This window comes from Halioglobus sp. D3-4 (genome assembly GCF_055809315.1).
Window position 1 is genome coordinate 4,306,808 of the sequence record NZ_CM147907.1, and the last position, 26,523, is coordinate 4,333,330.

25 protein-coding genes and 1 other RNA gene are annotated in these 26,523 nt (G+C 55.4%); 8 read left to right on the top strand and 18 right to left on the bottom strand.

The features are described 5' to 3' along the window. The first annotated feature begins 33 nt into the window (after nucleotides 1-33). Nucleotides 34-702 carry a hypothetical protein gene (locus AC0L6S_RS19025; RefSeq protein ID WP_473425694.1) on the top strand — a complete coding sequence of 223 codons (669 nt, stop codon included), beginning with the start codon at nucleotides 34-36 and terminating at the stop codon, nucleotides 700-702. Nucleotides 703-903: 201 nt separating this feature from the next. On the opposite strand, the gene AC0L6S_RS19030 is transcribed toward AC0L6S_RS19025, so the two are convergent. The 6 genes from AC0L6S_RS19030 to AC0L6S_RS19055 form a co-directional block, all read right to left on the bottom strand. Then, the gene (locus AC0L6S_RS19030) at nucleotides 904-1,587 is read right to left on the bottom strand and encodes a hypothetical protein (RefSeq protein WP_473425695.1); all 684 of its coding nucleotides are present in this window, start codon (nucleotides 1,585-1,587) and stop codon (nucleotides 904-906) included. Nucleotides 1,588-2,092: 505 nt separating this feature from the next. Next, nucleotides 2,093-2,158, bottom strand: an RNA gene (locus AC0L6S_RS19035) — hammerhead ribozyme type II. 604 nt (nucleotides 2,159-2,762) lie between these two features. Continuing rightward, nucleotides 2,763-3,056: a HigA family addiction module antitoxin gene (locus AC0L6S_RS19040; protein WP_473425696.1), complete on the bottom strand. Its 294-nt coding sequence runs from the start codon at nucleotides 3,054-3,056 to the stop codon at nucleotides 2,763-2,765. Then, nucleotides 3,056-3,148 (bottom strand): type II toxin-antitoxin system RelE/ParE family toxin, encoded by a 93-nt coding sequence (locus AC0L6S_RS19045; protein ID WP_473428644.1) that lies wholly within the window; start codon nucleotides 3,146-3,148, stop codon nucleotides 3,056-3,058. The genes AC0L6S_RS19040 and AC0L6S_RS19045 overlap by 1 nt, the downstream gene beginning before the upstream one ends. Continuing rightward, nucleotides 3,123-3,341 carry a type II toxin-antitoxin system RelE/ParE family toxin gene (locus AC0L6S_RS19050; protein ID WP_473425697.1) on the bottom strand — a complete coding sequence of 73 codons (219 nt, stop codon included), beginning with the start codon at nucleotides 3,339-3,341 and terminating at the stop codon, nucleotides 3,123-3,125. The genes AC0L6S_RS19045 and AC0L6S_RS19050 overlap by 26 nt, the downstream gene beginning before the upstream one ends. Nucleotides 3,342-3,857: 516 nt before the next feature. Next, entirely contained in the window at nucleotides 3,858-4,424 is a 567-nt protein-coding gene (locus tag AC0L6S_RS19055) for a P-loop nucleotide/nucleoside kinase family protein (protein ID WP_473425698.1), read from the bottom strand. 631 nt (nucleotides 4,425-5,055) lie between these two features. On the opposite strand from AC0L6S_RS19055, the gene AC0L6S_RS19060 reads away from it, so the two are divergent. Both AC0L6S_RS19060 and AC0L6S_RS19065 read left to right on the top strand, forming a co-directional pair. Then, nucleotides 5,056-5,328, top strand: coding sequence for a BrnA antitoxin family protein (locus AC0L6S_RS19060; RefSeq protein ID WP_473425699.1), 273 nt, complete (start codon nucleotides 5,056-5,058; stop codon nucleotides 5,326-5,328). Between the two features lie 479 nt (nucleotides 5,329-5,807). Then, nucleotides 5,808-6,922 (top strand): IS3 family transposase gene (locus AC0L6S_RS19065; RefSeq protein ID WP_473425700.1). Its coding sequence is split into 2 segments (ribosomal slippage): nucleotides 5,808-6,060 and nucleotides 6,060-6,922, totalling 1,116 coding nucleotides; the frame shifts between segments, so codons are not numbered across the junction. A gap of 129 nt (nucleotides 6,923-7,051) precedes the next feature. On the opposite strand, the gene AC0L6S_RS19070 is transcribed toward AC0L6S_RS19065, so the two are convergent. The 4 genes from AC0L6S_RS19070 to AC0L6S_RS19085 all read right to left on the bottom strand — a co-directional run bounded on the left by AC0L6S_RS19070 (nucleotide 7,052) and on the right by AC0L6S_RS19085 (nucleotide 11,381). Next, nucleotides 7,052-7,279: a hypothetical protein gene (locus AC0L6S_RS19070; protein WP_473425701.1), complete on the bottom strand. Its 228-nt coding sequence runs from the start codon at nucleotides 7,277-7,279 to the stop codon at nucleotides 7,052-7,054. A gap of 803 nt (nucleotides 7,280-8,082) precedes the next feature. After that, a complete protein-coding gene (locus AC0L6S_RS19075) occupies nucleotides 8,083-8,589 on the bottom strand; it encodes a hypothetical protein (RefSeq protein ID WP_473425702.1) in 507 nt (168 codons plus the stop codon). Nucleotides 8,590-8,777: 188 nt separating this feature from the next. Next, nucleotides 8,778-9,794 (bottom strand): DUF169 domain-containing protein, encoded by a 1,017-nt coding sequence (locus tag AC0L6S_RS19080; RefSeq protein WP_473425703.1) that lies wholly within the window; start codon nucleotides 9,792-9,794, stop codon nucleotides 8,778-8,780. Between the two features lie 90 nt (nucleotides 9,795-9,884). Further along, nucleotides 9,885-11,381 (bottom strand): aldehyde dehydrogenase family protein, encoded by a 1,497-nt coding sequence (locus AC0L6S_RS19085; protein WP_473425704.1) that lies wholly within the window; start codon nucleotides 11,379-11,381, stop codon nucleotides 9,885-9,887. A gap of 195 nt (nucleotides 11,382-11,576) precedes the next feature. On the opposite strand from AC0L6S_RS19085, the gene AC0L6S_RS19090 reads away from it, so the two are divergent. Then, on the top strand, nucleotides 11,577-12,368 hold the full coding sequence (locus AC0L6S_RS19090) for a hypothetical protein (protein ID WP_473425705.1): 792 nt from the start codon (nucleotides 11,577-11,579) through the stop codon (nucleotides 12,366-12,368). Continuing rightward, on the top strand, nucleotides 12,368-15,022 hold the full coding sequence (gene aceE, locus AC0L6S_RS19095) for a pyruvate dehydrogenase (acetyl-transferring), homodimeric type (RefSeq protein WP_473425706.1): 2,655 nt from the start codon (nucleotides 12,368-12,370) through the stop codon (nucleotides 15,020-15,022). The genes AC0L6S_RS19090 and aceE overlap by 1 nt, the downstream gene beginning before the upstream one ends. Here the strand turns inward: aceE and AC0L6S_RS19100 are convergent. Together AC0L6S_RS19100 and AC0L6S_RS19105 are read right to left on the bottom strand one after the other, a co-directional pair. Further along, nucleotides 15,019-15,288, bottom strand: coding sequence for a hypothetical protein (locus AC0L6S_RS19100; protein ID WP_473425707.1), 270 nt, complete (start codon nucleotides 15,286-15,288; stop codon nucleotides 15,019-15,021). The genes aceE and AC0L6S_RS19100 overlap by 4 nt on opposite strands. Next, the gene (locus AC0L6S_RS19105) at nucleotides 15,285-16,205 is read right to left on the bottom strand and encodes a phytanoyl-CoA dioxygenase family protein (RefSeq protein WP_473425708.1); all 921 of its coding nucleotides are present in this window, start codon (nucleotides 16,203-16,205) and stop codon (nucleotides 15,285-15,287) included. The genes AC0L6S_RS19100 and AC0L6S_RS19105 overlap by 4 nt, the downstream gene beginning before the upstream one ends. Nucleotides 16,206-16,605: 400 nt before the next feature. Between AC0L6S_RS19105 and AC0L6S_RS19110 the strand changes: the two genes are divergently transcribed. Further along, complete coding sequence (locus AC0L6S_RS19110) at nucleotides 16,606-17,805, top strand: acyltransferase family protein (RefSeq protein ID WP_473425709.1); 1,200 nt, start codon at nucleotides 16,606-16,608, stop codon at nucleotides 17,803-17,805. A gap of 24 nt (nucleotides 17,806-17,829) precedes the next feature. On the opposite strand, the gene AC0L6S_RS19115 is transcribed toward AC0L6S_RS19110, so the two are convergent. Next, nucleotides 17,830-18,966, bottom strand: a complete 1,137-nt coding sequence (locus AC0L6S_RS19115) for an acyl-CoA dehydrogenase family protein (protein ID WP_473425710.1) — start codon at nucleotides 18,964-18,966, stop codon at nucleotides 17,830-17,832. 2 nt (nucleotides 18,967-18,968) lie between these two features. Then, on the bottom strand, nucleotides 18,969-20,171 hold the full coding sequence (locus AC0L6S_RS19120) for an acyl-CoA dehydrogenase family protein (protein ID WP_473425711.1): 1,203 nt from the start codon (nucleotides 20,169-20,171) through the stop codon (nucleotides 18,969-18,971). 209 nt (nucleotides 20,172-20,380) lie between these two features. On the opposite strand from AC0L6S_RS19120, the gene AC0L6S_RS19125 reads away from it, so the two are divergent. After that, nucleotides 20,381-21,313: an SDR family oxidoreductase gene (locus AC0L6S_RS19125; RefSeq protein ID WP_473425712.1), complete on the top strand. Its 933-nt coding sequence runs from the start codon at nucleotides 20,381-20,383 to the stop codon at nucleotides 21,311-21,313. Here AC0L6S_RS19125 and AC0L6S_RS19130 read toward each other — a convergent pair. Further along, entirely contained in the window at nucleotides 21,287-22,153 is an 867-nt protein-coding gene (locus AC0L6S_RS19130; protein WP_473425713.1) for an amidohydrolase family protein, read from the bottom strand. The genes AC0L6S_RS19125 and AC0L6S_RS19130 overlap by 27 nt on opposite strands. A gap of 111 nt (nucleotides 22,154-22,264) precedes the next feature. Between AC0L6S_RS19130 and AC0L6S_RS19135 the strand changes: the two genes are divergently transcribed. Continuing rightward, on the top strand, nucleotides 22,265-23,125 hold the full coding sequence (locus AC0L6S_RS19135) for a TauD/TfdA dioxygenase family protein (protein WP_473425714.1): 861 nt from the start codon (nucleotides 22,265-22,267) through the stop codon (nucleotides 23,123-23,125). 13 nt (nucleotides 23,126-23,138) lie between these two features. On the opposite strand, the gene AC0L6S_RS19140 is transcribed toward AC0L6S_RS19135, so the two are convergent. From AC0L6S_RS19140 to AC0L6S_RS19150, 3 genes are read right to left on the bottom strand one after another with little or no spacing between them, the layout of a single operon-like run. After that, nucleotides 23,139-24,584 (bottom strand): MFS transporter, encoded by a 1,446-nt coding sequence (locus AC0L6S_RS19140; protein ID WP_473425715.1) that lies wholly within the window; start codon nucleotides 24,582-24,584, stop codon nucleotides 23,139-23,141. Further along, nucleotides 24,581-25,675 (bottom strand): glycoside hydrolase family 88 protein, encoded by a 1,095-nt coding sequence (locus tag AC0L6S_RS19145; RefSeq protein WP_473425716.1) that lies wholly within the window; start codon nucleotides 25,673-25,675, stop codon nucleotides 24,581-24,583. The genes AC0L6S_RS19140 and AC0L6S_RS19145 overlap by 4 nt, the downstream gene beginning before the upstream one ends. 11 nt (nucleotides 25,676-25,686) lie before the next feature. Continuing rightward, on the bottom strand, nucleotides 25,687-26,373 hold the full coding sequence (locus AC0L6S_RS19150) for a TetR/AcrR family transcriptional regulator (RefSeq protein ID WP_473425717.1): 687 nt from the start codon (nucleotides 26,371-26,373) through the stop codon (nucleotides 25,687-25,689). Nucleotides 26,374-26,523: the final 150 nt, after the last annotated feature.

The window sequence follows — 26,523 nt, forward strand, 5'->3', positions numbered from 1 at the left end:
TGACGGGCAGGTGTCCGCTGGTGGCGCGATCTCATGGTGACCAGCGTAACCAAGCAGACAGGCCGCTATATCTACCATCTCAACGGCGAGCCCGCACCAGTGCAAGAGTTCTGGAGCCGCCAGCGGCAGGCCGACGGTAGTGTCTGTGTGACCTCAAGCCGCAGAGCCGGAGCGATCGCTATCGATACTGAAGCGCGTGAAGTTGCGCACCGCATCGAGTCGTTTTCCGCCCAATGGCGGGAGGAGGGCGGTCGTGAACTGTCCGTGGATTACGAGCTGCAGGGGCAGGTGCTGCATGTCACACGTCGTGAAGGCGGAACTGTTCAGACAAGAGAGATAGATTGCAGTGCTGGACACACGTTGCTTTTCCCCCTGATGCGAATCTACGTGGGAACAGTGCTTGAGAGTTTACTTGCTGCTGGCGGTCACGGTTGTGTGATACTTCCCGAGATCGGTGTTGCCGCCGACTCGGAGCAGCTGTTCGAACCACGGTTCAGCGAACGGCGAGCGGAAGTGGTGGCGTCTGAAGTGCAGAAGGATGCGTCAGGTGTATGGCGTAGTTGCAGGCGCTGTCTGTACCTCGGGGATCAATATGATCAGGAGGCCAGTTTCTGGTTGGGTGAAGATCATCTGCTGGAGCGATATCAGTGGCGACAGGATGGTTCGCGGCTTTGGGATGTGTCGCTACGTCGTGATGACTAATGCAGCTGTTTTTGATGCGCTACATACAACAACCAGCAGGCCGTAGATGATGCGGCGCGTTTCCGCGGAAACGCTTTTTGGTTCTACGCAGGGTCCTGATGGGTGCATGCTTTAGGGGGCATTAGCGCTCACAGCTGGGGCGGCGAAATCGCGCAGCGGTTTTGGCATCCCAGCAGCCTGTGCTTGTTATACGATTTTAGGTTATTCAGGCTCAAATACAGCTCTCAATTTGGCATGAGCAGTAGGTGCAAAACGTATGCTGTCCTCAGCTAGAAGCGCGAGACTCAGTAATGAAGCTTTGAAAGAACGCAGAGTCTCTATGCCAGAAGAAATTTGACTTTCCGTTACTCGATTTTTATATGCGCCAACAATCTCTTCAAACGCATCTTCATGTGTGTTTGTCAGATCTACAAGTAGCATTTGTTTCTCATTATTGATTTCTGAGGATATTGGCTCATAGAGTGTAACGATGAAAGGACCAGGGCGCTGAAACTTTTCATCTGATGCTTCAAGCGCTGATACATATGATTTTGCCAGAGCTGCATCTGGAACATCGCCACTCTTCGCTGCAGGAATGAGGAACAAATTCACTACGTTTCTGGGGGTGTCATCGAGGATTTCGTTTGTGCTACTTGTACTGCCTTGAATTGCCCCTATTAAACTGTGGAACTTTTCCACAGCCATTGAATCAGCGTCAGTCCTTCCAACGAGTATGTACGAATATGTAGCGTAGTGTTCAGGTTCGTGACCATAGCCCCTTAGATATGACCACGCGTGAACTGTAGGTAATTCCACATTGGAGCTAGACGTTTGGACTGTAGCACACCCTGATAAAACAGATAGAATTGAAAGCACTCCTAATATTCTGGAGTTAGAATACTTCATTTGCCCTCCTTTGGGATTATGATCCCCAACTTTTTTAGAATGGCGATTGTTATCCAGCCAAGGGCTGTTCCAATCATTGCAATAACTAATGGTATCTGTGACGCGGTATTATTCTCGAAGTACAGATTGAAGCAGAATGCTACGATTGCAATCCAAGATATAGTTGCTACATAAAGGTATCTATTCTTCAACATGTCCAGATCCTTTTTCTCGTATAACGCTCACAGCAGGGGCGCGCGGTACGCGCGTCCCTGCTGCCTGTGCTTGTTATATTCTTCTCAGCCCTTTTCACTGGAATTTCACCAGATCTTCAGTAGGTTGAACCTATAAGGGAGGCAGCACTCCCAAGAAGTGATGACACTTCGTAGTTGTAGTTTTGCATATGACTTAACTTCTCTTAAGACCTTAATGACCATAAGCATATCCTCCTTAGATCGAGTTGATAAATGACCGATTATTTCTGAGATTAAAAATTGCGCCCAAAAATTGAGCGGATTTAACACAAAAAAGCCTGCCATCATCAGTCTCAGGAGGCCACCTCTGAGAGACACGCTCGATGCGTGTTTCGGCAAAAATATAACAGCTATGTATATGTTGTAGCCAAATGAAGCCATACTGTCTACATCTAGCCATGTGTAGGTACATGTAGCCACAGGTGACTACTAGCCATGTCCATATCTGTACATTACTCATAGAATATCCCCACAACGACACGCTTCTCTGCCAACTCCTCTACTACTCTGTTGTGCGCGCTCTGGGAACTGCTGTACGTTTGGGTATTCCCCGAACTGTACTTTGAAATCACCTCTTTGCGCTGCAGGGTTTCTCAGCCGCACGCAATACGGCTTCTTTGAACGCGATGGCCGGGGCGACAAGGCTGTCGCCCAAGAGTTTTCGAAACTGCCAGCTGCCGAGGGGTGTTTGGCTTTATTGTTGGAATGACTTCCATGTTGGCACTCCAGTCCTTTGGAATGCCCAGGCTAACACAGTCTTCTGCCTTTGTTATGTAGGGGATGAGGTCTACCTTCTACCGCTACGGAAGAATAGCGGACTATCCAATATAGGTGATGCATCTGTTTTTGATACTCTTCTAGGCACAGTGAGGCTCGGAAAATAGATCTGTCCCTATTTCCACAGGGAACTGATCATCCCAGACTGTTGAATTGCCGAACCCATCACGCGGCATCCAGGGTAACCCTTTGAACCCGATTAAGTTTCACACCATTCTTCGCCTGGAAGAGATCATATGCGCCCTGCATGGTTAGCCAGCTCTCAGGACTGCGACCCAAGGCCTTAGAAAGACGCAGCGCCATCTCTGGACTAATGCCACTTTGCTTCTTCAGGACTCGATTGAGCGTAGATGCAGCTACATCGAGCTGCTCCGCCAAAAAACGGCAGCTTAGTCCGTAAGGCTCCATATAGGTTGCCTGAATAAATTCACCTGGATGCGGAGGGTTGTGCATAGCCATTAGTGATAATCCTCATAGTTGACGATATAGACGTTGCCGTCGATAAACTCAAACGTAATTCGCCAGTTACCGCTTACGGAAATTGACCAAATGCCTTTTCGGTCCCCCTTTAGTTGATGTAACCGGTAACCGGTAACCGGGAATATCAAGGTCTTCGATGCAATGGGCTGAATCCAAGGCGGCTAGCTGCATACGAAGCTTGGGTACATGCTGGGCCTGTACGCCCTGCTTGCTGCCTACCTCGTAGAATTTTCTGAGCCCTTTGTGCTTGAAGGTCTTGATCATGCAAATAGCGTAGCGCGTTGCGCAACACTCGTCAAGGCGCTGGTCCTACCCACCAAAAGTAGCTTCTCTCGCCACGGGCAAAAAGGCAGCACATCTGACATAAGTGATGTATCAATTTTGAAAGATTCTTAGATACAGGATAGCTTGGTAAATAGATCCGTCCCTTTTCCCCGAGGTGCTGCAGGATGCCTCAGGTGCATCGCGCAATTGCAGGCGCTGTCAGTACCTCGGGGATTAGTACGATCAGGAGGCCAGTTTCTGGCTGGGTGAAGATCATCTGCTGGAGCGATATCAATGGCGACAGGATGCTACGCGGCTTTGGGATGTGTCGCTTTCTCGTTATGGTTGAGGCAGCCGTTTGTAATGTCGTGCACCAAAAACGAGATGGCCAGAAATTATGAGGCGCGTTTCCGCGGAAACGTGTTTTGGTTATAAGCGGGGTCCTGATGGGTGCATATTTTAGTGAGCATTAACGCTCACGGCTGGGGCGGCAGTTAGATGCACCGCTCGCACTTGTTATGCGTCGATACGAACATGCTTAGCCAACCTTTCTAGCACTGTGTCCAATTTTACATCGGCACTAGTTTCAATGCTTTCGAGAATACCAATAGATAGTGGTAAAGCTTGTTGATAATTAGTCATCCATTCCAATATTTCCTCTCTAGATCTATGGCTATCCAGATGTCCTGGATGACGATTTCGATCTATGAATCGTTTTGTGGCTTCTTCAACAGAACAAATGCAATAAACCTCAACTACTTTAGAAAAATTCTCACTAATCCAATCAGTTGGGGTTCCTGAATTGGAACTATCATTAGTGGGCCTCCAATGAGAAACTAGTACTGCTGATTTTAGTGTGCCAGCATCACGGAGAAACTGTGCATCGCTTTCCCTGCTTAGTTTCTGTCTCCAGTTAGAATCTCCGCAGCCCCTTTCCCGAAACAATTTCTCCAAGAAGTTATCTTTATCTAGGAAATCGAACTTTAAAGCATCTGCTATCTGTTTGCCTATTGTCGATTTACCGCTTCCAGGTAGGCCGGTAACTACTATGCATTGATTCTCTACGGTGTTACGGAGTCGCATAACGCATCAAACTCCGGCGTCAAAACCGCGCAGCCGTTCTGACGTCCGCGTGGCTTGATTTGCTAGGTGCTTATACACGCTCATATGGCTTGCCAGTAAAAAAGTACCTAATCAGCTGCCACCAAACTCTCCAGAAAAAGACGAACATATACAGAAAAGGCGGGACTGAGATTAACATCAGGGCCGTGGATTCTAGCCAGATTGAAAGCCTAAATAGTCCGAATACTAGAAAAAACATGATAAAGCATTTAACCATATCGATTACATAAGGATCTTGCACCTTCTTACGATACTGGGAGAGAAGATATGCTTTGACATTTGGCGCGCCGGATCGACGCGCCTCAATCTCTAAACCGGTCAAGTTTGGCAGTGAGTTACATCCGGAGCAAATAGTCTCGCTTGAACTATTGGATCTTCCGCAAACGCTACACTCCCAATTGTATTCAGGCATAGCCACTGGTCCTACCCACCAAAAGTAGACAATCTTCTGCGCACACAGTGCAGAGTCTTCCTGCTCGTACCGTTTGCAGCAAACGAATCCGCCCCCCATTATCTTTTACCCTGCGTTCCAATGCTACGTTGATACGTGTAATTTCCGCTCGTGATATGCACCGAAAGGAGAGGAATATTTATGAGCAAAGTTAAAACCATACCCAAATTTAAAACTGAGGCCGAGGAGCGAGCTTTTTGGGAGAAGCATGATTCCAGTGATTATGTCGATTGGAAGCAGGCTCGATCAGTTACAATGCCAAACCTAAAGCCCGCAACTAAAACTATTTCACTGAGGTTACCGGAAGGCTTGCTCGATAGTATTAAGATCGAAGCCAAAAAGCGCGACATGCCTTATCAGTCTCTCATCAAGTCTTGGCTTGCTGATGACGTAAAAGAGAGTCGCAATGCCTGAAGGGGTTGGTGCCCGGGCATGTCGGGCCTTATTGTGCAAATGACTTCCATGTTGGTTCTCCAGTCCTTGGGAACGCTTAGACTAACATAGCCCGCTTCCAGTGGCCGGTTGGGTGCGAGGATTGCCTTCTCTCGCCACGGGCAAAAAGGCAGCACGTCTGACATTAGTGATGTGTCAATTTTTGGAAGTTTCTTAGATACTGGATAGCTTGGTAAATAGATCTGTCCCTTTTCCCCCAGGGGTGTACTGCCGGACTTGTTATGTGGCAGCACCAATTATTAAAACCCAGATCAAGAATGGTTGTAAATCCCCGCTGCATTGGTTCTGTTTTCGTTGAAGGTTGGCACTACATTTAAACTAGTAACTACCGCGTGTTCTCTTGAAGGAAGGTGCCAGATCGCTCTAGTACCGTAAGCTTCCCCAACACGAAGACAGGACAAAAGTAGAGCTTTCTGGCATTTTATAGCTAGGAGGTTCACATGAAGAAATCAAGGTTTACCGAGAGTCAGATCGTCCAGATCCTGAAGGAAGCTGATGCCGGAATGCTGGTAAAAGATGTCTGCCGTAAGCATGGCATCTCGTCACCAACCTACTACTCGTGGAAATCAAAGTACGGCGGCATGGAGGCCTCCGAACTAAAACGGGTTAAGGAAGTCGAGGCAGAGAATGCCAAGCTAAAGCGAATGTACGCAGACCTGGCCCTGGAAAACGCTGCGATGAAGGAGTTGATCACAAAAAAGCTGTAACACCGGCGGACAAGCGCGCGGCCGCTGACTATCTGGTCGATGAACAGAAACTGTCGATCGCCCAATCTTGCCGGTGTGTAGGGCTTTCCAGATCAGCTTACTACAAGGTTCCTGAACACTGGACGGTGCGGGATGCGGAGGTCATCGCAGCATTGGCTAGGCTGGTGGAGGGGCGTCCGAGTCGCGGCTTCTGGAAGTGCCACAAGCAACTGCGCCGACAGGGCTACCTCTGGAATCACAAGCGTACGTACCGGGTATACAAACTGATGCAGCTGAACCTACAACGACGTGCCAAGAAGCGCTTACCCAAACGACACCGGGTAGAGCTTTATGTGCCAGAGCTGCCCGATACGGTTTGGTCAGCGGATTTTATGTCAGACTCACTGCATTCCGGTAAGCGGTACCGCACATTCAACGTGACCGACGATTTCAACCGTGAAGCGCTTCATATTGAGATTGATACCTCGATCACGTCCGCGCGCCTTGTCCGCGTGTTTGAGCAGCTTCAACGAGAGCATGGCTTACCCCAGGTTCTGAGGACGGATAACGGCCCTGAGTTCTTAGGGGAAGTCTTCACCGCATGGGCCAAGGAAGCAGGGATGGCGATTCAGTATATACAGCCAGGAAAGCCGAACCAGAACGCTTACATTGAGCGATTCAATCGGACCTATCGTGAGGAAGTGCTGGACCAGTATCTGTTCACATCGCTCGATCATGTCCGAGAGGCGACGTACTGGTGGATGATCGAATACAACGAGGAGCGGCCTCACGATGCCCTGGGTGATATGACACCGCTTGAAGCAAGACAACAATCCGCTGGAAACTCTATTTATGAACTGTCTACTTGACGGGGAAGCTTACGCATACACTTCTCTGCCAGCCCCTCAATTATCCTGTTGTTTAGGCCCAGAGCAGCTGTAGTACGGTAGGGCATTACCCAAAGTTTTCGTTTAGCGGCTGCGCGCAATACGTCCTCTTCAAATGCGATAGGCAGGGCGATGAGCTGTCGCCGCTTGAAGGAGTGCACCGCATTCAGTGAGACATCGGGTTTGGGTGTGTTCGCGTTCATCAACGACGGTTTCTATCGTGGTGTAGAGCTTGCTTGTGTCGCGTCTGTAGCGAAAGGCGACAAGGTCGTCGCCCCAGTGTTTTTGACCCTGTCGGCTGCCGGGCATGCCAGCCTTTATTGTTCGAATGACTTCCATGTTGGTTCTCCAGTCCTTTGGAGTGTTTAGATTAACACAGTCATCCGCCAGTGGTAGCTTGGCAAATTGCTCTGCCCTCGTTTCCTCTTCCGCGACGGCTACCTATAACGCCCTATATTGAATAGCGAGCTGGCTAAAAATGATGCAGCGCGTTTCAGCGGAAACGCTTTCTGGTTATAAGCTGCGTCCCGATGGTTACATTCTTTACAGACCTCAGGCCGAACTGGCTGTTCAACGGCTACCGTATTGTGACCTCAGCACTCGATGACGATGCTTGAATATGAAGTGGTAAAGAGGCGCTAGAACATATCCCAACATAGGCAGTCTACATTGGAATTCGACAGTGTCGGTGACCCTGCATATATCTCCGTTTCTAACGAATTCCCGCCGATGGGCCCATAGCTTATTGGTGGTAGAACTGGAGGCCTCTGCGAAACCCTGTTGGTCATCTATGCGCTTAAAGAAGAACTTGTGCCGGTCGATCGGAAGGATGCCAAAAAGGAGTATCCAGCTTGAGAAGAGTGCTTCATCGGTTGGCCATTCGATGATTGGCTTCTCTGACCATTCCGGAGGCGCCGTCATGCGGATGAAAGGGCTCAGCTCCCTGTTCACACCCTTCATGGTGAGCAGCCCTTTGACTTCCTCGGGGGTGATGCTGAGATTGCTCGATAGTTCAAACTTCACTGAAGGTTGCCTTAGCATTAAGTGACTTAAGCACGGTGCTGGCATGTGTCGCTGGAGGGTTATCGATCACGATGTAGTCTGCTTTTCATACAGGTCCGATAGTGCGGGTTTCCTGCGGATTACTTCAGCCACTTTTTCATAGTATTTCGAATCCGTGCTTTGACGGACGGTGCCTCATCACGCATCGCCATTTCCAAGTATTGCCTGGTCTCATCCGCATATTTCGAGTGCTGCCTGCTTAGTTCATAAAGCCCGTTGTATGACCAAGCTCGTACGAACTTGTTTTGGTCGGTGATCATCTGCATCAAGAAGTGGTAGACCTTACTGCTCTCAGCATCGGGAACTTGCATAAATGGGATGCTTTGAAGCACATGCAGTCTGGCTTCCCAGTGCTTCAATTGATCGAGTGATCCATATATTTTCTTAATCTGGCGTTGCTCTAACGTATTTCCCGTTTCAAGCCATGCCTTCAACAACCAGGTGGCTCCCTTTTCACAAGGTTCCCTGAATGACAGCGCAATAATTTCGTCAGGGAAGTTGCTGTCCGTATTGTGCGCGTCATATATGGCCTTAATGTCAGCAGCCGATCTACCGTCCCACGAGGCAAGTTCTTGTTCAATGTGCATAGGTCTATCGGTAGTCCTAACCGCTAAAACACTAGATGGATCTATGAAACAACGTGGCCATTCTATTACGGTACAACAGGTAAGCAGAATCCACCATCTACAGCGTTAACCGGGGAAGTTCGCTTGCCAGCAGACGCATTCGGTAGAACAAAGGCTGATTGCGCACCTTGCATCAGGTCAGGCGCAATCTATTTGCTCGCTTTTCTATCCAGCCAGCGCCGCCAGAACGCCTTCTTGCCCACCGCTCTGCGCATGAACTTTCCCATGCCAACGCTTTCGGCTTGCGCTTCAACGACTGCCAGTGTGACTGTGTCGTAATCGTTGTCATCGGCGTAGTCCTCCACGTTGCCGATGGCCATTGCGCGAACAAAACGCGGGGCCCCGGCGATGGCGTCCAGCGCTGCCTTGTCCCACGGCATGCTGATGGTTAGCTCCAGGCTGTCTGCGTGCGCCTGCCCGGCCATTGGGGTTGCCGCGCGGGCGGCTTTTTCCTGCTGGCGCTGCCAGTAGGCGGAATCCTCGGGGCGGGTGGCTTCGTAGATGCCCTTTACGTCGGGGTCCTTGCCAAAAATGTCGAGCAGTCCGGGCAGCCAGCGCACGGGGATGATCACGAACATTTCTGACTCTTTCAGCTTGTTGTTCATGCGCCCGCCCATATCGCCGGTGGTCACCACCACGTTGTCGGTGTAGATCGGCGTGACAAAGAGGTCGCTGCAGAACGAATTCCCGGCTGCGGTATCGGGCCGTGTGCCGTCTTTTACTGCTCGCGCAGCACCGGCCAGTGCGGCGGTGGCTGGCGTGCAGACGAGCACGATCCACTCAGGCTCAAAATTCTCGGGGAGATTGGGCAGGGGCGCTGCGCAGAAGCCTTTGACGGTGCCCTGGGGAAGTATGTATTCGCCGCTGTTGAAGGTGTGGGCTGCGTCGAGGTTGTAGGCGGGGATGTAATCGGTGAGCAGGTGGCCGCTGCGGATCTGCTCGTTGCCGGGGTGTACGCCGGTGATGAAGGCGCCGTGAATGCAATCCTGGTGCTCGTGGTCGAAGTACACGCGGCGGCCATCGTCCATGGCGTGCCGGAGGATTTGGCAGGGGTCGACCTTCAGGCCATCGAAGCCCGCTGGCGGTTGTTCCTCAAAGCGCCGAATCGCGACAGGCTGGCCGCGAACCTTGCCTTCGAGTAACTCGCAAATGCTGTGGTAGTTCACGCGCCACCTCCACCTGATTCATCCCGCCGTTTGCAGTCTTACATTCTGGCACAGGTGTATCGGTTGGGCGCGGTTTTCTGCGCAGCCGGTTCAGCTGACGATAGTGTCCTGTGGCGATACGCCGATCACGCGGGCGCCGGTAAAGAACTCGATGGATTCGGCCGTGCCCTCTTCGCCGAGCCCGGAAAGGCCCCAGGCACCGCGAGGAGCGTCGGGGCTCAGGGAAAGCAGGCTGTAGCCATTGATCTTGACGCCGCCGGTGCGCAGGCGGGTGGCAAAATGGTGGGCTCTGGCTTCATTCTTGCTGTAGACATAGGCGGCCAATCCGAACGGCGTACCATTGGCCAGCGCCAGTGCTTCCGAATCGCTATCGAAGCTGTGTATGCAGGCCACCGGGCCGAACACTTCTTCCATGGTGTGCTCCGGGGTGCAACCATCGATCAATGTGGGTGGTACAAAGTAGCCGGGCAGATCCGGCATTTTGGTGAACTGCAGTACCTTGCCGCCGCTGGCCTGCAATTCGTCGATGGTCGCCAGTATGGAACGGTACTGCTGTTCGTGGATAAGCGGGCCCATCTCGCTGGTCTGATCCAATGAGTTGCCCAGTTTCAGTTTCGCTAGCCGCTGGGCCACGCGCTCCAGCAGCGCTTCTTTTACGCTGCGATGCACCAGCAGTCGTCCCAGCGCCCGGCACCACTGGGCGTTGAGGTTGGAAAGGCCGTAGACAATACCGTCGGCCGCCAGATCCAGATCGGCATCCTCAAACACCACCAGCGGGTTATTGCCGCCCAGTTCCAGTTGGGTCGGGCGGAAGGAGTCTGCACAGGCGTGAGCGATGGAGCGCCCGCCTGCGGTACCGCCGGTGAATGAAATCGCCTTGATGCGCTCATCGGACACCATCTGGCTGCCCAGATCGCGGCTGCCACAGAGTAGCTGAAAGGTTCCCTGCGGCAGGTCGCTGTTTTGTATTGCGTCTGCCATCACCAGTGCCGAGTGCGGTGCCCACTCCGACGGCTTGACGATGCACGGCGCGCCGGCGGCGAGGGCGCTGGCTATTTTGTGTGAACCGATAGCTGTGGGGCCATTCCACGGAACAACCAGTAGCGCCGGCCCCCAGGGGCGGCGCAGGTAACTGACATCACCCAGCTTTCCCGGCAGGACTTTATCCATTGCACCGGTGCGCAGATGGTTTGCCGCCGCGCGATAGGCGAAGGGCGCCAGTTTTGCCATCAGCTGTGTAATCTGGATCACCGCACCTGTTGTCACTGCATCGGCATAGGCCATCTGCGCAGCGATCTCCGGGTTATCCAGTTTATCGGCAATGGTGTCGAGAATGTCGGCGCGCGTCCGCGCAGGGGTGTTTTCCCACTCCCCTTGCTCGTACGCACGGTCCGAGGCTGCAAGCGCGGTTTCCAACTGTTCTTCGGATGCGCTCTGCTGAGCCTGCAGCACCGTCAGGTCATTCGGATTTTTAAGATCGTTGCCGCGATCAACAACGGGCTCAACAATATCCCCGTCAATGTAATTGAACAGGGTCGGAAGCTGCTGCACTGCTGCGTCGTCTCTGGCTGTAGTTGTCTGTTTCACGCTGAATCCGGCTTTTTATGCTGGTGCTAGTGTTCAATAGGCGCAGTAGTGATTCTTTGCGTATTGTCAATTTTCCCCGTGGGTCAGTGGCTAGAATGCAAGGCAACAGGCACAAATGCGCTTTCGTTGATATAAGTCGCATTATTGCAATGCGCAGCGCCGGACGTAAAACAGCGCGGTGCCGGACATAATAAGGTGGAGGTACAGTTGGAAATACTGGCCGTTATTACAGGGTTGGCCATGGTGGTACTGGCTCTGGTCCATGTGCGCCTGAGACAGCATTCACCCGACACATACTCGGCACCCGCAGCGTGGGCAAGGGCTGCCCTGTACTGGTGTTTCTGTATTCTCGTTGCGATTTTCAGCGGTGCGCTCGCGGCTGTGATGGAGAGTCCATTGGTGCAGCCCGGGCAGTTGTCCGATCCCTGGTGGTGGCTGGCGACAGCGCTGATAACGGTGTTTATGCTCGGGGCTTACTGGGGCTACTGGTACCACAATACCTTGCGTTTTGGCCGCCCACTGGCGTTTTTTTCGCAGGGATTTTTTGGCCTCGCGTGGGGCGTCACCACCGGTTTGTTTTTTCTGTCCTTCTGGCAGCTGGCGCTGGCGATAGGGCCGGGCTGGCCGTTGCTCGGTACATGGCTGCTGGCGTATACCCTCACGTCGGTGTGGCAGGCGCTGTGGATGGATATGTTCTGGGATGTCTGGGTATCGCCAGAGCACGATACCCCGGCGTCCATTCGCGCCAAGGTGCCGCGCACCCATATACCTAACCTGACGCTGTGCCTCACGCACTATGCGTTGTTTGACAATGGCTGGTTGTTTATCGCCTGGCAGACAATCGCGCTGTCGGCGGCCAGCTATGGCATGCGTATGCCGCCGCCCTGGTTCAGGGGCAGCACCCCCGCAGCACGACAGGTGCCGGGATTACTCGGCCTGCCCCGTGCAGGCGGTTATATCGCACAGAATGAGAGCGGAGTTAAGTAATGACAGACCAGAGTGCCCCTACACTGATTGATGATATGGCGCTGGATCGGCAGGAGTGGAAGCAGGCGCTGGATGATATCTATCGCCAGTACGACGAGGCGGGTGTCCGGGATATTCTCAGGGCCCTGCAGAACCACGCGCTGGATCGCGGCATTGTGCTCAGTGAGGCAACACTGAACACGCCCTACATCAACACCATTCCGGTGTCTGAACAGGCGGCCTATCCCGGCGATATAGAGATGGAGAAGCGCATCGAGAATATCGTGCGCTGGAACGCTATGGCGATGGTGCTGCGCGGACAGGATGCGGGTGAAGGTGTCGGCGGTCATATCGCCACCTACGCGTCGGCGGCGACCATGCTGGAGGTCGGCTTCAACCATTTCTTCCGCGCCCGCACTGACAGTGCCGATGGCGATGTCGTTATCCCGCAGCCACATGCGGCGCCCGGTATCTATGCACGCGCGTTTCTGGAGGGGCGCTTGAGCGAAGCGCAATTGAAAAACTTCCGGCGCGAGTTGCAGCCCGGCGGCGGACTCAGTTCCTATCCACACCCGCGCTCGATGCCCGATTTCTGGCAGATGCCGAACGCATCCATGGGGCTGTCCACGCCCTCGGCGATCTATCAGGCACGCTTCGCCCGCTACCTCGAGAACCGGGGCCTGAAACCCAAGGGTGGCGGCAAGTTCTGGTGCTTTATCGGAGATGGTGAGTCCGACGAACCGGAAGTGGTAGGCACCATCAACATCGCCGCGCGGGAAAAACTTGATAATCTGGTGCTGGTCGTCAACTGTAACCTGCAGCGGCTGGATGGCCCGGTGCGCGGCAACGGGAAAATCATTCAGGAGCTGGAGCGCGCATTCCGCGGTGCCGACTGGAACGTCATCAAGGTGATCTGGGGCAGCGGTTGGGACGGCCTGCTGGCCAGTGATCGCAACGGCATACTGCGCCATCGCATGGAGGAGTGCGTGGACGGCGATTACCAGCGCTATTCCATTCTTCCCGGCAACGCACAGCGCGAACACTGGGTTAAAGGTGATCCGGCGCTGGAGCGCATGATGAACTCGCTGACGGATGAGGAGCTGAAACAGATCAAACGCGGCGGGCAGGACCCGAAAAAACTGTTTGCGGCCTTCGCCAAGGCGAGCCAGACAAGCGATCGACCCACAGTGATTCTGGTAAAAACGGTGAAGGGCGATGGCATGGGCCCGGCGGCTGAAGGGCGCAACAACGCCCACCAGAAGAAAGATCTCAGTGCAGAAGAGCGGCTGGCCTGTGCCCGCGCTTACGGTATTCCGCTGCAGGATGAGGAAGCTGTACGGGCGGAGTTTTACCGACCGCCAGAAGACAGTGAGGAGATGCAATACCTCAAGGCGCGCCGCTCAGCGCTGGGCGGTTATGTGCCACAGCGACGCGTTGAGTGCCCGCAACTGCAGCCGCCGCCGCTTGAATCGTTCGAGCAGTTCCTCGGTGGCAGCGGTGAACGCAGTATTTCAACGACGATGGCAATGGTGCGCATGCTGGCGCTGCTGATGAAAGATAAGGCCATCGGTGATTACGTGGTACCCATCGTGCCGGATGAGGCGCGCACTTTCGGTATGGATGCGCTGTTCAAGGTGGCGGGTATCTATTCCTCCGTAGAACAGAAATACACACCGGTGGATGCGGAATCGCTGATGTCCTACCGCGAGGCCGTTGATGGCCAGATACTGCAGGAAGGCATCTGTGAAACGGGTGCGATGGCGTCCTTTCTGGCGGCGGGTACCGCGTACGCGGTTCACGGTGTACCCACCATCCCGTTCTACATTTTCTACTCGATGTTCGGGTTCCAGCGTGTCGGCGATATGATCTGGGCCTGCGCCGATATGATGGCGCGCGGCTTCCTGCTGGGCGGCACTGCCGGGCGCACAACGCTGAATGGCGAGGGGCTGCAGCACGAGGACGGTCACTCCCATGTACTGGCCAGTACCGTGCCGAACCTCAAGAGTTACGACCCCAGCTTTGCGTATGAACTGGTGGTTATCGTGCGCGATGGTATTCGCCGGATGTATCAGGAAGGCGAGGAGATTTTCTACTACATCACGTTGTATAACGAGAACTATCCGATGCCGGCGATGCCCGAGCAGGATGTCAGTGAAGGCATACTTCGCGGCGCGTACTGTTGGCGCGAGCGAGCCGTTGCAGCGGCGGGAGCGGGCGCTGGTGAGCACGTGGATATCCTGGCCAGCGGTTCCATGATGCAGCAGGCCATAGCCGCGGCAGACCACTTGCAGGCAATGGGCTACGCCCCCGCGATATGGAGTGTTACCAGCTATGTGGAACTGGCGCGCGAGGCCGAAGACTGTGAACAGGATGCGCGCAACAATCCGACAGAACCGAGGCGGACGCCGTATGTGGAATCACTGTTTGCCAACAGCGAGGGGGCGATTGTCGCCGTCACCGATTACCAGAAATCGCTGCCCGGCGGTATCGCCCGCTGGATGCCGACCGGTTATACCGTGCTGGGCACCGATGGTTTCGGCCTGAGTGAATCCAGAGCCGCACTGCGCGATCACTTCGAGGTAGATGCAGCGCATATCGTGCGCGCCGCACTGACCACGCTGTACCGGCAGGGAAAAATCAGCGAACAGACGCTGCAGGCGCAGCTGGCCGACTAGATCTCGACGCGCCGCTCGAAGACAAACTCATTGGCCGGGTAAGACACTTCATACTCGGCGCCGGGATACAGCGGGTGGGGCGCAGGTGATTGGAACAGGCACCAGCCGTCTTCCAGCGCGGCCAGCCCGGTAGCGTACGGTGGCTCTCCCTCGGGTAACTGCGGGCCCTTGCCGCTGCTGCCATCGTGGAACGCCCAGCCCACGGTTTCTGTATCCAGCGCGCCCTCGGCCAGCCACAGATACAATACCTGCTGTCGCATAGTCATTGCTGTTGCCCCCCGCTCAAACGCCCGCGTTGTTCGATGCGTGTGTAGTAGTAGTCGACATCAAAATTCGGATCGTCACTCAGGTAGCGCCAGAGCCGGGCGCGCTGCATCTGCTCGTAGCGACTTTCATGGCCTTTCTGCCACGGTTGCATGGTGCGAAACACCTGCGCGACGCTGTCCTGTCGCATCAGCGCGAACGTATGGTCGCTGGCGTCGTTGTGGATCTGCGCGAAATCGTCCATGTTCCAGCGCCTTACCTGGGAGACGGCAGGGTTGAGTCGAATCTTGTACATCCAGCGATCGACCTCGCTGGGGTTGGGCTGCCCGGCATGCCACAGCCCGTGGTGAAACACCATCAGCGTGCCTGCCGTGCCGCTGTACTGTTGCTCGCCCAGCAGGTGCTGGAAGCGGCTGACACCTTCCGCGCGGGTGCGGCGAAGATGGGTGCCCGGCACAAACCGCGTGCCGCCGGCTCCCGGCGCGACATCCTGTGGGAAGTAGAACAGCTGGATATCAAACGTCGGATCTGCGCTGTCGATCACGGCATCGACATGCAGGTGCTGGTGATAGGTGCTGCCCGCCGGCAAGCGGTGTACAAAATCGTGATCAAACAGCGGGTCGGGACCCACCAGTGACTCGATAATGCCCTGTACCTCCGGCAGGTTCAGCAGGGTGCCCAGTACCGAGGGCGCCGGATAGCACTGCGACAGCGGCGTCAGGCTGGCCGGCCGCGGCGGCCCGCCGGCATCGGCTGGCAGTCCGACAATCTGGTTGATTTTGTTCTCTTCGAGCAGCCTGAGTTCTTCGATGACGTTCTTGTTAATGTCGTCGGGTATCAGTGCATCAAAGCGCAAAAAGCCATCGGCGACGAAGCGCGCCATTTCCTGCGTGGTGAGTTTATGATCCTGTGCTGGCATAGAGAGGTGCCTCGAGTCGTCATTGCCTGCGCTTGTGTGTTCATCAAGCGTCTAGTTATTTGCTAAGCCGTACCATTTTCCATGTACTGACAGTAATTGGCAACTGCCAATTTCTATAAGTTGGCAGTTGCCAGTACAACCCCTCCCAAACGTTGCGATGTCATCTGTGTGTAGCCTAATGGACATAAAAACGACACTTACTATACTTCTTACTGTCATACGGCTCGCTGGGTGTGTCATCGGACTCGCTCGATAGAGGCAGCCATTGGGCTGTCGCTTACTCGCGATCCTTTGGTCGTCATAAAAAATGGGCATTGCGCTGCAAAGATTACAGGTGAAATAGCACAACCGTAACGTTCGCAAGATACGCTTTAAGTTGGCGTTTAACTGGAGTGAGTCCATGATCTCGGCACAGCCGCCCCGGAACCGCATTGGTCACATCGACTCCATTCGCGGCATTGCGGCGTTGATGGTTGCCTGGATGCACTGCAGCGCAATCCTGGCATCGATGGATACCTCGCAATCGACAGGATCGCTGCTGTACGTGATACCGCAGCAACTGGATTTCGGGCGTGTGGGTGTCATCGCGTTTTTTGCCATCAGTGGCTTCGTGATCTGTCCGAGCCTCAGGGGCAGTGGAATGTCCGGTGCAGGCGGATTTGTGATCAGTCGATTTTTCCGGCTCTACCCGGCTTTCTGGATCGCGATGGCATGCGCGATTCTGGTCTCGTATGTGCTGCCCGGCAGGGATATTGATGTCGGACAGATTCTCGGCAATATTCCGATGCTCTATACACTCTTCGATGTGCAACCGCTGCAAGGGCTGTACTGGACTCTGGAAGTGGAACTCGTGTTCTATGGTCTTTGTCTCGGTGTGTTTCTGCTCGGTTGGCTGCACAAACCGCTCGCCCTGTTGGCGATCTGTTTGTCGCTGTTGTTGCTTCAGGCGGTGATAAATGCCAACCCCAATATGAGTGAAGCCATTATCACCTCGCTCAATCGCAGCTGGAACCGCTTGCCATGGCATCTGGCGATCATGTTCTGGGGCGGGCTGTTTCGCACCTGGTATGACGACCGGCATGGCGTTATTGCCGCAGGCCGCTTGCGCATACCCAAAGCGTGGCCGGTGGTACTTGTCCTGTTGCTGATTCTCAGGCAGCCACTTCTGTCTTTGTTCACCACTTTGTCTAGCGGCTTCGAGTGGGTGAGCTGGAGCATGCTGGCCTATATCTGGGGAATGATGCTTTTCCTGGTGGGTGCGCTCTATGTGAAGTTGAACAACCGCATTTTCGTGTGGTTGGGTGCAATCAGTTATTCGCTATACCTGCTGCACCCGCTGGCCGCGAGACTGCTGAAGTACGTCATCACACACCATTTTCCACAGTACGCCCAGATGCCACTTGGCGTGACACTGGCAGCGAGTTTACTGTTGGCGGTGGTGATGTCGGCCTGCGTTTACTACTGTGTCGAGAAGCCTTCGATAAACCTGGGGCGCAGCTTGCAGAAAAAGTGGGCGTCATACCGAGAGGACAACGGCCGCCCACTGCAGCCTCGCTATCAGGGCCTCTCGGGGGTGCGCCGGTATTTCACAGCGCATTGAGCTGCCAGGCTTGCTCCGTCAGGATCAAAAACCCATCAGCGTCGCATAGCGGTCGCGGTGATAGGCGCGGTTGCCAAAACTGGTTTCCAGAACACGCGCCCGCTTCAGATACAGCCCGGCATCGAATTCGTCCGTCATGCCGATACCGCCATGAATCTGGATGAGTTCATTGGACATCAGGTACAGAAACTTCCCCGTCTGGCATTTTGCCAGTGACGCCAGCAGCGGTATGTTATCCGCATCGGCATCGACAGCCTGTAAAGCGGCTTCAACGCAGGATCGGGATTGTTCCATCAGCGAATACAGGGTCGCGGCGCGGTGTCCCAGTGCCTGAAAGGAGCCGATAACCTTGCCAAACTGTTCCCGTGTCTTCAGGTAGTCCAGCGTCATATCAAACGCCTGGCTGGCGGTACCCAGCATTTCAGCGGCAATGCCGATACGCGCGCGGTCCAGTAGGGTCTCCAACACTGGCATGCCTTCATCCAGCGTTCCCAGTATCGCCGCACTGTCGACCTGCACATTCTGAAACGAGAGTCTGGCGTGGTCGCGGCTGTCGATGGTCGCAAGCGCGTTACGCGCCAGACCTGTTGCGTCTGCCGGCACCAGAAACAGGCTGATACCGTGGGCATCGCCGGGTTGTCCCGCTGTGCGCGCGGCAACGATAAAGTGCGTTGCCGCCATGCCCTCGGCGACGAAGGTCTTGTCGCCGTTCAGGGAAAATTGCTCGCCCGATTGTTCAGCTCGCAGTGCTGTCTGCTCAGGCTGGTGCCGCGAGGATTCCTCCAGCGCCAGGGTTACGATGGCGCTGCCGTTTACGATGCCGGGTAGCAGTGCCTCGCGTTGCGCAGTGTTACCCGCCAGGACTAAACTGCTGGCACCTAGCAGTGATGAAGCAAAAAAAGGCGATGCCGTGAGTTGTCGACCGAGTTGTTCCAGAATAAGGCCGCAGGTGAGATAGCCCAGATCGGAGCCGCCGTATTGCTCGGGTACCAGAATACCGCTCCAGCCCATGTCGACCATCGCCTTGAAGGTCTCCGGTTGAAAGCCTTTGCCTGTGCCGCTGTCGCGCAGGGCGCGGAAACTGCTGACGGGTGCCTTGTCGATAACCCAGGCGCTGGCCTGATCCTTGATGAGCGTTTGTTCTTCAGTCAGTACTGCCATGTTCAACCCTTCTGTGTTGTTTCCGGTAGGCCGAGAATATTCTTGGAGATAATGTTTTTCTGTACCTCGTATGAGCCGCCATAAATAGACATCGATTTTCCACCCAGCCATTCCCGGACGGCCTGTGCTTCTTCTTCGGTGTAGTCGCCGGCCTCCCAGCCCAGGCCCTGATTGCCCATAATCTCGAGCATCAGTTCGGAGCGGCCCTGGGTGACATCGGTTGCGGAGTTCTTGAGGATGGATGCAGTAGCGGTGACTTCGAGGTTGCCACCGCGCGCATCCGTCATGATGCGGGCGATGGTCAGTTCATGGGCTTGATTATCCATCAGGTGATCTGCCAGCCGACTGCGCAGATCGGGGTCGGTCAGCGTGCCATCGGCGTTGGTGCCCAGATACCGCTTGGCGACATCCTGCAGCGGCAGTGCTGCGAGGCGGGTGGCCGGAGCGTCTGTCTGGCTCTGTCGCTCGTGTTGCAGCAGCCGTTTGATGACCGACCAGCCGCCATTGAGTTCACCGAGTAAATCGTCCTTGCGGGCGCGCGCGTTGTTGAAAAAGGTTTCACAGAAGGGTGATTCGCCGGCAATCAGGCGTATCGGCCGCGTTTCGATACCGGGTTGATCCATCTCGAGCATCAGGAAACTGATACCTTCACGTTTGGCTGCGCTGCGGTCTGTGCGCACCAGAGCGCCGCACCACTGGCTTTTATCGGCACCGGATGTCCAGGTTTTCTGTCCGTTTAGCACCCAGCCTTCGTCGTCGAGTTCTGCGTTCATGCTCAGCGACGCCAGGTCGGACCCCGCATTGGGCTCGGACAGGCCGAGGCACCAGCGCACTTCACCGCTGGCCATGCCCGGCAGATGCCGTGCCTTTTGTTCATCCGTCCCGTATTCCAACAGGGTGGGGCCCACCATCGTGACCCCCATGCCGGCAAGATAGGGGATGGGATTCATGCTCCCGGCTTTGGCGATCACGCGCCTGATTACCTTGGCCTCGGTATCGGTTAAGCCGGCCCCGCCGTACTCGCTAGGCCAGGTAGGTGCGCCCCAGCCCTGTGCCGCGAGGCGCTGGCGCCACAATTCAAAGGCCTCCAGTACTTCGGGGTCCTCCGACTCGACGCCGTACATGCCGATAGGTACGTCAATTAGTGCTTTGGGTAGATTGTCGGCAACCCACTCGCGCACGCTGGTTTCAAATTCTCCGGCCATCTTCTGTATCTCCAGTCCCGTTCCCACGTTATTGTTGCTGTTCGCTAGTTCGATTTGAGCACTGTGCGCCTGTTTACGCGGTCTATAGTACGCAATGCACCAGAGGATTGGATGACCGATGTTGCCAGAGCGCTAACAAATGCTGCATGGTTGTTTATCTGTACCAGTGTACGCATAGTATCGGCCTATAGCACCGGAGAGAATTCGCCATGACCAACACATCGCCCTTCAACCACCGCAGCTCTGCCGATGACGTACTGAAGGGGCGGAACCTGAGCGGACAGGTCATTATTGTGACTGGCGCCAATACAGGCATAGGCTACGAGACTGCGCGATCACTGGCAGTCGCCGGCGCTTCTGTCATTGGCACCTGCCGAACGGCGGAAAAGGCCGCTGCTACCCGGCAGCGCATACTGCAGGCACATCCCGGTATCGATGCGGAGATGGCCGTGATGGACCTCGCGTCCCTGGCCAGTGTCAGTGATTTTTGTAACCAGCTGCCCCACAGTAAAATTGACACTGTGATCTGTAATGCCGGGATAGTCGCGCCGGAGTATGGCGAAACCAGCGATGGCTTCGAGCAGACCGTGGGCGTCTGCCATATCGGCCACTTCCTGTTGGTGAACAGTCTGCTGCCGAGACTTTTGAGCGCTGCGGAGCCACGTGTGGTGATGGTGTCCAGTGAGTCGCATCGGGCGCCGCCGCGCCTCAACTTTGATGAGTTGCCCTACCCAAAAACGTCCTACCGTACGATGAAGGCGTATGGTCAGGCGAAGTTGTGCAATGCACTGATGGCGGTGGAGTTACAGCGCCGCTATGGCGAGCAGGGGCTGACCGCCTGTTATCTGCATCCGGGCACCATGGTCACTACCGATATAGGGCGCGATTCAGCCCTGATACGATTTGCGATGTTGCTGGTGCGCCCTTTCACCAAAACTGCCAATCAGGGGGCTGCCACCTCGGTATTCTGCGCCACCTGGGAGGATCGCGCCGCACTGGGCGGCAACTATTTTTCACACTGCGCCAGGGCGAAGCCGAGTGCCGAGACGGCGAACACCGAGGTGGCAGCGCGCCTGTGGCAACTGTCCGAGCATTGGTTGCAGGAGAAAGGCTATTCAGCTGCTGTGATGCCGCTCGCGTAACGCCGGCCACACGCTGGCCGCCGTACCTCCCATGCAGAGGTTGCGGTCCTTAGTCGATAGCCCGCTAAAAGCCTCCCTGGCAAAGTCCACCAGTTCTACATAGCTGCCATTGTGGGTCTGGGAAAAATCGGAGCCCCACATCAGCCGGTCTGCACCGAAATGACGGACAAGATGCTCAACCCACTGCGCCGGGCTGTGGGGCTTTTCAGCGACGGTGTTCAGCAAATGGGTGGTGATTTTCAGGTAGAGGTTCTCGAACGGCACAAGATTGGTGAGCGAGACTGAGTCCTCCCAGGGTGGGCCGTTCACGGACGGAAAGCCGCAGTGATCCAGTGACACACGGATCTGTGGGTAGCGTTTTAAAACCGTGCTGAGCGCGGGTAGCTGATGCGCGAAAACGGTGACAATCACATGTGCGGCGAGTTCGTCGGCACACTGCCACAGTGGCTGCGCTATCGCTTGGTCGAGCCAGCCGGTGCCCTCGCCATCCAGCGCGAACAGGCGCACACCCTGCATTCCCCGCTCCTCAATCCAGTAGCGCAGTTCGGCAGCCGGGTCCTTGCCATTGACGTCGATGCAGCAGGCACTGGCAAAGCGCTGTGGGTATGCCGCTGCCGCATCCGCCGTGTAGCGGTTGTCAAAAGAGTACGCGCCAACCGGCTGTACCAGTATCGCTTTGGCGACCCCGGCGGCATCCATGCAGTCTTTGAAGGACTCCACACTGTGCGGCGCCTCGAGGTACCACGCGCCCGGCAAGCCCGCCGGGTTCAGCGGATAGGCTTCTTTATCCTCGGCAATGACATGCACATGCGTATCAATGATGTCGCAACTTTCAGGCATCGGGCTTCCTCAGTGGGAGTGATTGCTAAAACTGCCACGGTGATTACAATCGTAGGGCTTCGTGTAACAGTAACTAACAAGAACCATAACTGTAAACAGAGGGATCAGATCATGTTATCCGTACAGCCCATCACCGGCGAACTCGGTGCAGAAGTCAGCGGCATCGATTTATCACAGCCGCTGAATGACAGTGACGTCAAAGATATTCAGGATGCATTGGATGCGCATCAGGTGCTGTTCTTTCGCCAGCAAAAGATTCTCTCTGTAGATGAACATGTGGCGCTGGCCGAAAACTTCGGTCCCGTTGAGTTGCCGCTTTTTCGCACACCTTCCTCGCACCGGCCAGAGGTGCTGGTGCTGGATCAGACCAGCCCCAAGGGGCAGGGCGCCGATAACTTCCACTCCGACAACAGCTACCGTGCAGCACCGACCAAGGCTTCCATTCTGCAGGCGCAGAAAATACCTGACGCGGGTGGTGATACCTGCTTTGCGAGTATGGGGGCCGCCTACGATGCGCTGTCGCCACCGATGCAACAATTTCTTGAGGGGCTAACGGCGGTGCACTCGCTGAAGATGATGGAGGCCACCACCCTGAAAGCCGGAGGGTCATTCCGCCAGAAAACCAGCGAATGGCCACCGTACTCACATCCGGTGGTGGTGTATCACCCGCGCACGAAGCGCAAACTACTGTATGTGAACAAGAACTGGACTTCACATATCGAGGGGGTGACGCCAGAGGAGAGCGATATCCTGATGAGTTATCTGCTCAACCATGTAAAGGCGCCGGAGTTTCAGGTGCGCATCAAGTACAACGTGGGCGATATCGCGTTCTGGGATAATATTGCCACCAACCACTACGCGGTGCCGGATTATTCAACGCGCAGGGTGATGCAGCGTGTGGCGATTCAGGGGCCGGAGATCACGGGCACTGTTGCGGGCAGATCGCATGCGGCCATTGCGGCCGCCAGTTGACGGTCGCACCTGCTCAGATCAGCAAGCGCTTCATCGCCTCCAGTTCACTGTCACTGAGGTTGTTGGTCTTTCGCTCGCCGCGCCTGAATTCCAGATAATCGCGCAGGCGGCCATGGGTGATCTTGTCCAGCGGGTAGGTTTTCGCCACCAGGAATGCGGGAATAAGCAGCGCCATCGGTACGAGGAATACGATCAGTTGCAGGGCGGTGATCACGCTGTCCGGCTGCGACTGCAGGATTTCCGTCGTGGTGCCGTCTACCACCGATCTTACCGGCGGTAGATAACCGGAAATCTCCAGAATCATCCCCACCGCAAAAATGCCGATCGCACCGGAAAACTTCCGCGAAAACGTCATCACGCCGCTGAAAGAGCCAGCGATACGGTAGCCAAAACGCAGTTCGCCGACATCGGTGACATCCGGAAATATGGACCATGGCATCACCACGCAACCGACCACACCGCTGCCAATGATGACGGCGATGGTGTAGATGGCATACTCCGGCCACTCGGGTTGGTACATCGCCATCAGGCACGCGCCGGCCAGCCATAGCAGTATCGAATAACGATACACGGTGGCCTTGCCGTACTTGCTGGCCAGCGTGACGACCAGGGGAATCAATATAATCTGCGTGACCAGCATCGTGCCGATCACAAGATCTGCCTCATTTTTCCGGTCGAGGTAGTAGTACATATAGTATTGAAAAACGGCGGCCACCACGTCCATCGAGAGGTAGGCGAGGAAATACATCACGATCAGCTTGCGAAACGACTTCACTTCAAAGGGCCGCAGGAAAGACGCGATACTGAATTTGCTTTTCTCCTCTGTCAGCGGCACACGCTCGTGGGTGAAAAAGAACATCATCAGCCAGGGAATGGCGTAGAACACCGAGAAGATGATGGCCATTGCCAACCAGCCGGTGGTCGGATCGTCAAACATCTCGACCACGGCCAGCGGCAGTACCGCCGCCACCAGCGAGGACAACTGCGAGAAGAACAGGCGCATGCCGTTGATGGTGTTGCGCTCTTCGTAGTCGATGCTGATCTCACTGCTCATCGACGAATAGGGCACCAGGCACACGGTGGAAACGGTGGAAAAATAGATATAGGCCAGCAGTACGTAGAGGAATTTCAGGGAGTCTGAATCAAACGATACCGGATACCACAGCAGAATGAATGAGCTGATAATGCCGAAGAACGCCAGTACAAAGTAGGGTTTGCGCCGGCCCCAACGGGTGCGCGTGTTGTCGGTAATCACACCCATCAGGGGGTCTGAAACGGCATCCCAGGCTTTCGACAGCAGCACTACCGTGCCGGCCAGTGCCGGGGAGATTTGTACCACATCCGTCAGGAAGCGCAGGTAGTAAAACGCCATGATGACCTGCGAGCCGCCGATAAAAATATCGCCGGAGCCGAAGATCAACTTTTCCCTGAGCGTAATCGGGGGAGGTGAGTGCCTCACGGCAGCATCCCTGCATCTGACAGGCGTTTGTATCCCAGTGATGCGAAGAACAGTGCCGCGAGGCCGTATGTCCAGTCATTGCCGCGCGGTGTGTATTTGTAGCCGAGGTAAGGCGCACCCTGTATCGCGATGGTGGGAGCGCTGATCAGCGGCATGCTCAACAAGTTGTCCTTGATCTCCAGCGAGTCCACCACGGCTTTGTAGGCTTTCAGGCCAGGCTCCAGGTAGGCTTTGTCCAGATAGCCGTCGGCCACGCCCTGCATCCAGCCGCTGGCGATCAGCGCCGTGGCGCTGCTCTCGATATAGGTCTTGCCGGGTTTGTTCAGCACGGTTTCAAAAAAACCATCCGCGCGCTGATACGGCAGCAGTGCGGCCGATGTTTCCACCAGAATATCGATGGCCTGCTGGCGCTCCTCACTGTCGGCCCTGAAATGGTCGATGGCCAGTGGTAGGCCACCAATGACCCAGCCGTTGCCTCGGCCCCAGAAGATTTTGTTCTTCGGGTAGGTGTGCCCCTTTTTGGTCCAGTAGCAGTGGTAGAACAGCTTGTCCTGCGGGTCTTGCAGGTATTTGGCAAACAGCGCCGGTTGGCGGCGCGCAAAATCGTATATCTCTTCATCGCCGGTAGCCTGGCCGTACCAGCTCGAAAAAACGCCGTACATCATCACCGAATCCACCCAGACACTGCGCGGGTAGAACTTGCCCTCCAGCGATGAACCGAGGTGATTCGGCATGTAGTCGAGTACGCGCTCGGAGTGTTTCAGGTAGTTCAGCACTCGGTCGACCACCTGCTGGTACTGCGGGTTGTCGGCTTTCTGTAGCACGGCAAACGCAGTGAGGCCCGGTGCCATGGTGTCGGATTGGTCGACCCGATAGCCTTTTTGAATGTGGGCATCCAGATAGGCGCGATTGAAATCCAGGTAGCGGTCCTGCCCCAGGGCATTATCGAGTAGTGACAGGGCGTAGGTATAGAGCGCTTCACCCCACATCCATTTCAGTTTCGCCGGCTCAAACCGCTTCACGGACGCATCGGCGAGCTCGATGACGCGGTTGAAATAGGGGTCCTGCATGACGGTGTCTATCGGATTCATGGTTGATTCAGTCACTCCTTTGGCAGTGCTGCGTTGAAGCACAGTGACATATGGCGACTTAAGTCGCGGCGGATTTTGTCGATGTCGACGTCGGTGGTACCGGACATCAACGCCGATTGCTCCAGCTGGCGAAACAGGCTTGAGGTGATCATCGCGTCGGCTTCGGGTTGTGTTGAGCCCATCATGAAATGTACCTGCTCCAGAAAGCTGACCTGCACCTGCCACATGCTGGCGACCACTGCGCGCAGCGAGGCGTAGCGCATCGACTCATGATAGAAGGCCATTTCAATAATGCGATCATCCCTGGTGCCCGTCAGCTGGTCATAAATATAGGCGACAGAGGCCTGCAAAATTTCGTCTGCCACGTCCTTGCGCCTCGATGGCGGAACCACGGTGCCCTCCCAGGGGCCCAACAGGCCGACGATATCCCGGTAGTAGGGATTGTCTTCCATGGTTTTTCCGGCACGCCAGTGCTCGAACGCGCTGATGATCAGTTCTTCGATGCTGCTGAAATGGTAGGTGGTGCTGCCCAGTGAGACGCCGGCCCGCTCGGCCACGGCCCTGTGCCGGATGGAGCGCATGCCCTCATCGACAATAATGGCCAGCGCCGCGTCCAGGATTCTGGCGCGCGTCTGCTCCCGCTGTTCGGAGCGGCTCAGCGGTGAAGTGCTGGTTGCGGCTGGGGCTGTTGCTGCCATGAAATGGAATTCTGTTTGTGTAGCAAGTTTGGCTGTACTATAGTACAGCCAAACGATACAATAGCAAGCGATTAAACGCAGGCACCCGGGGAATAGCGCGTTTTTCCCCCGAGCGTGGGTGGCCTGATCTATCTGAGAGAACTGTGAGAG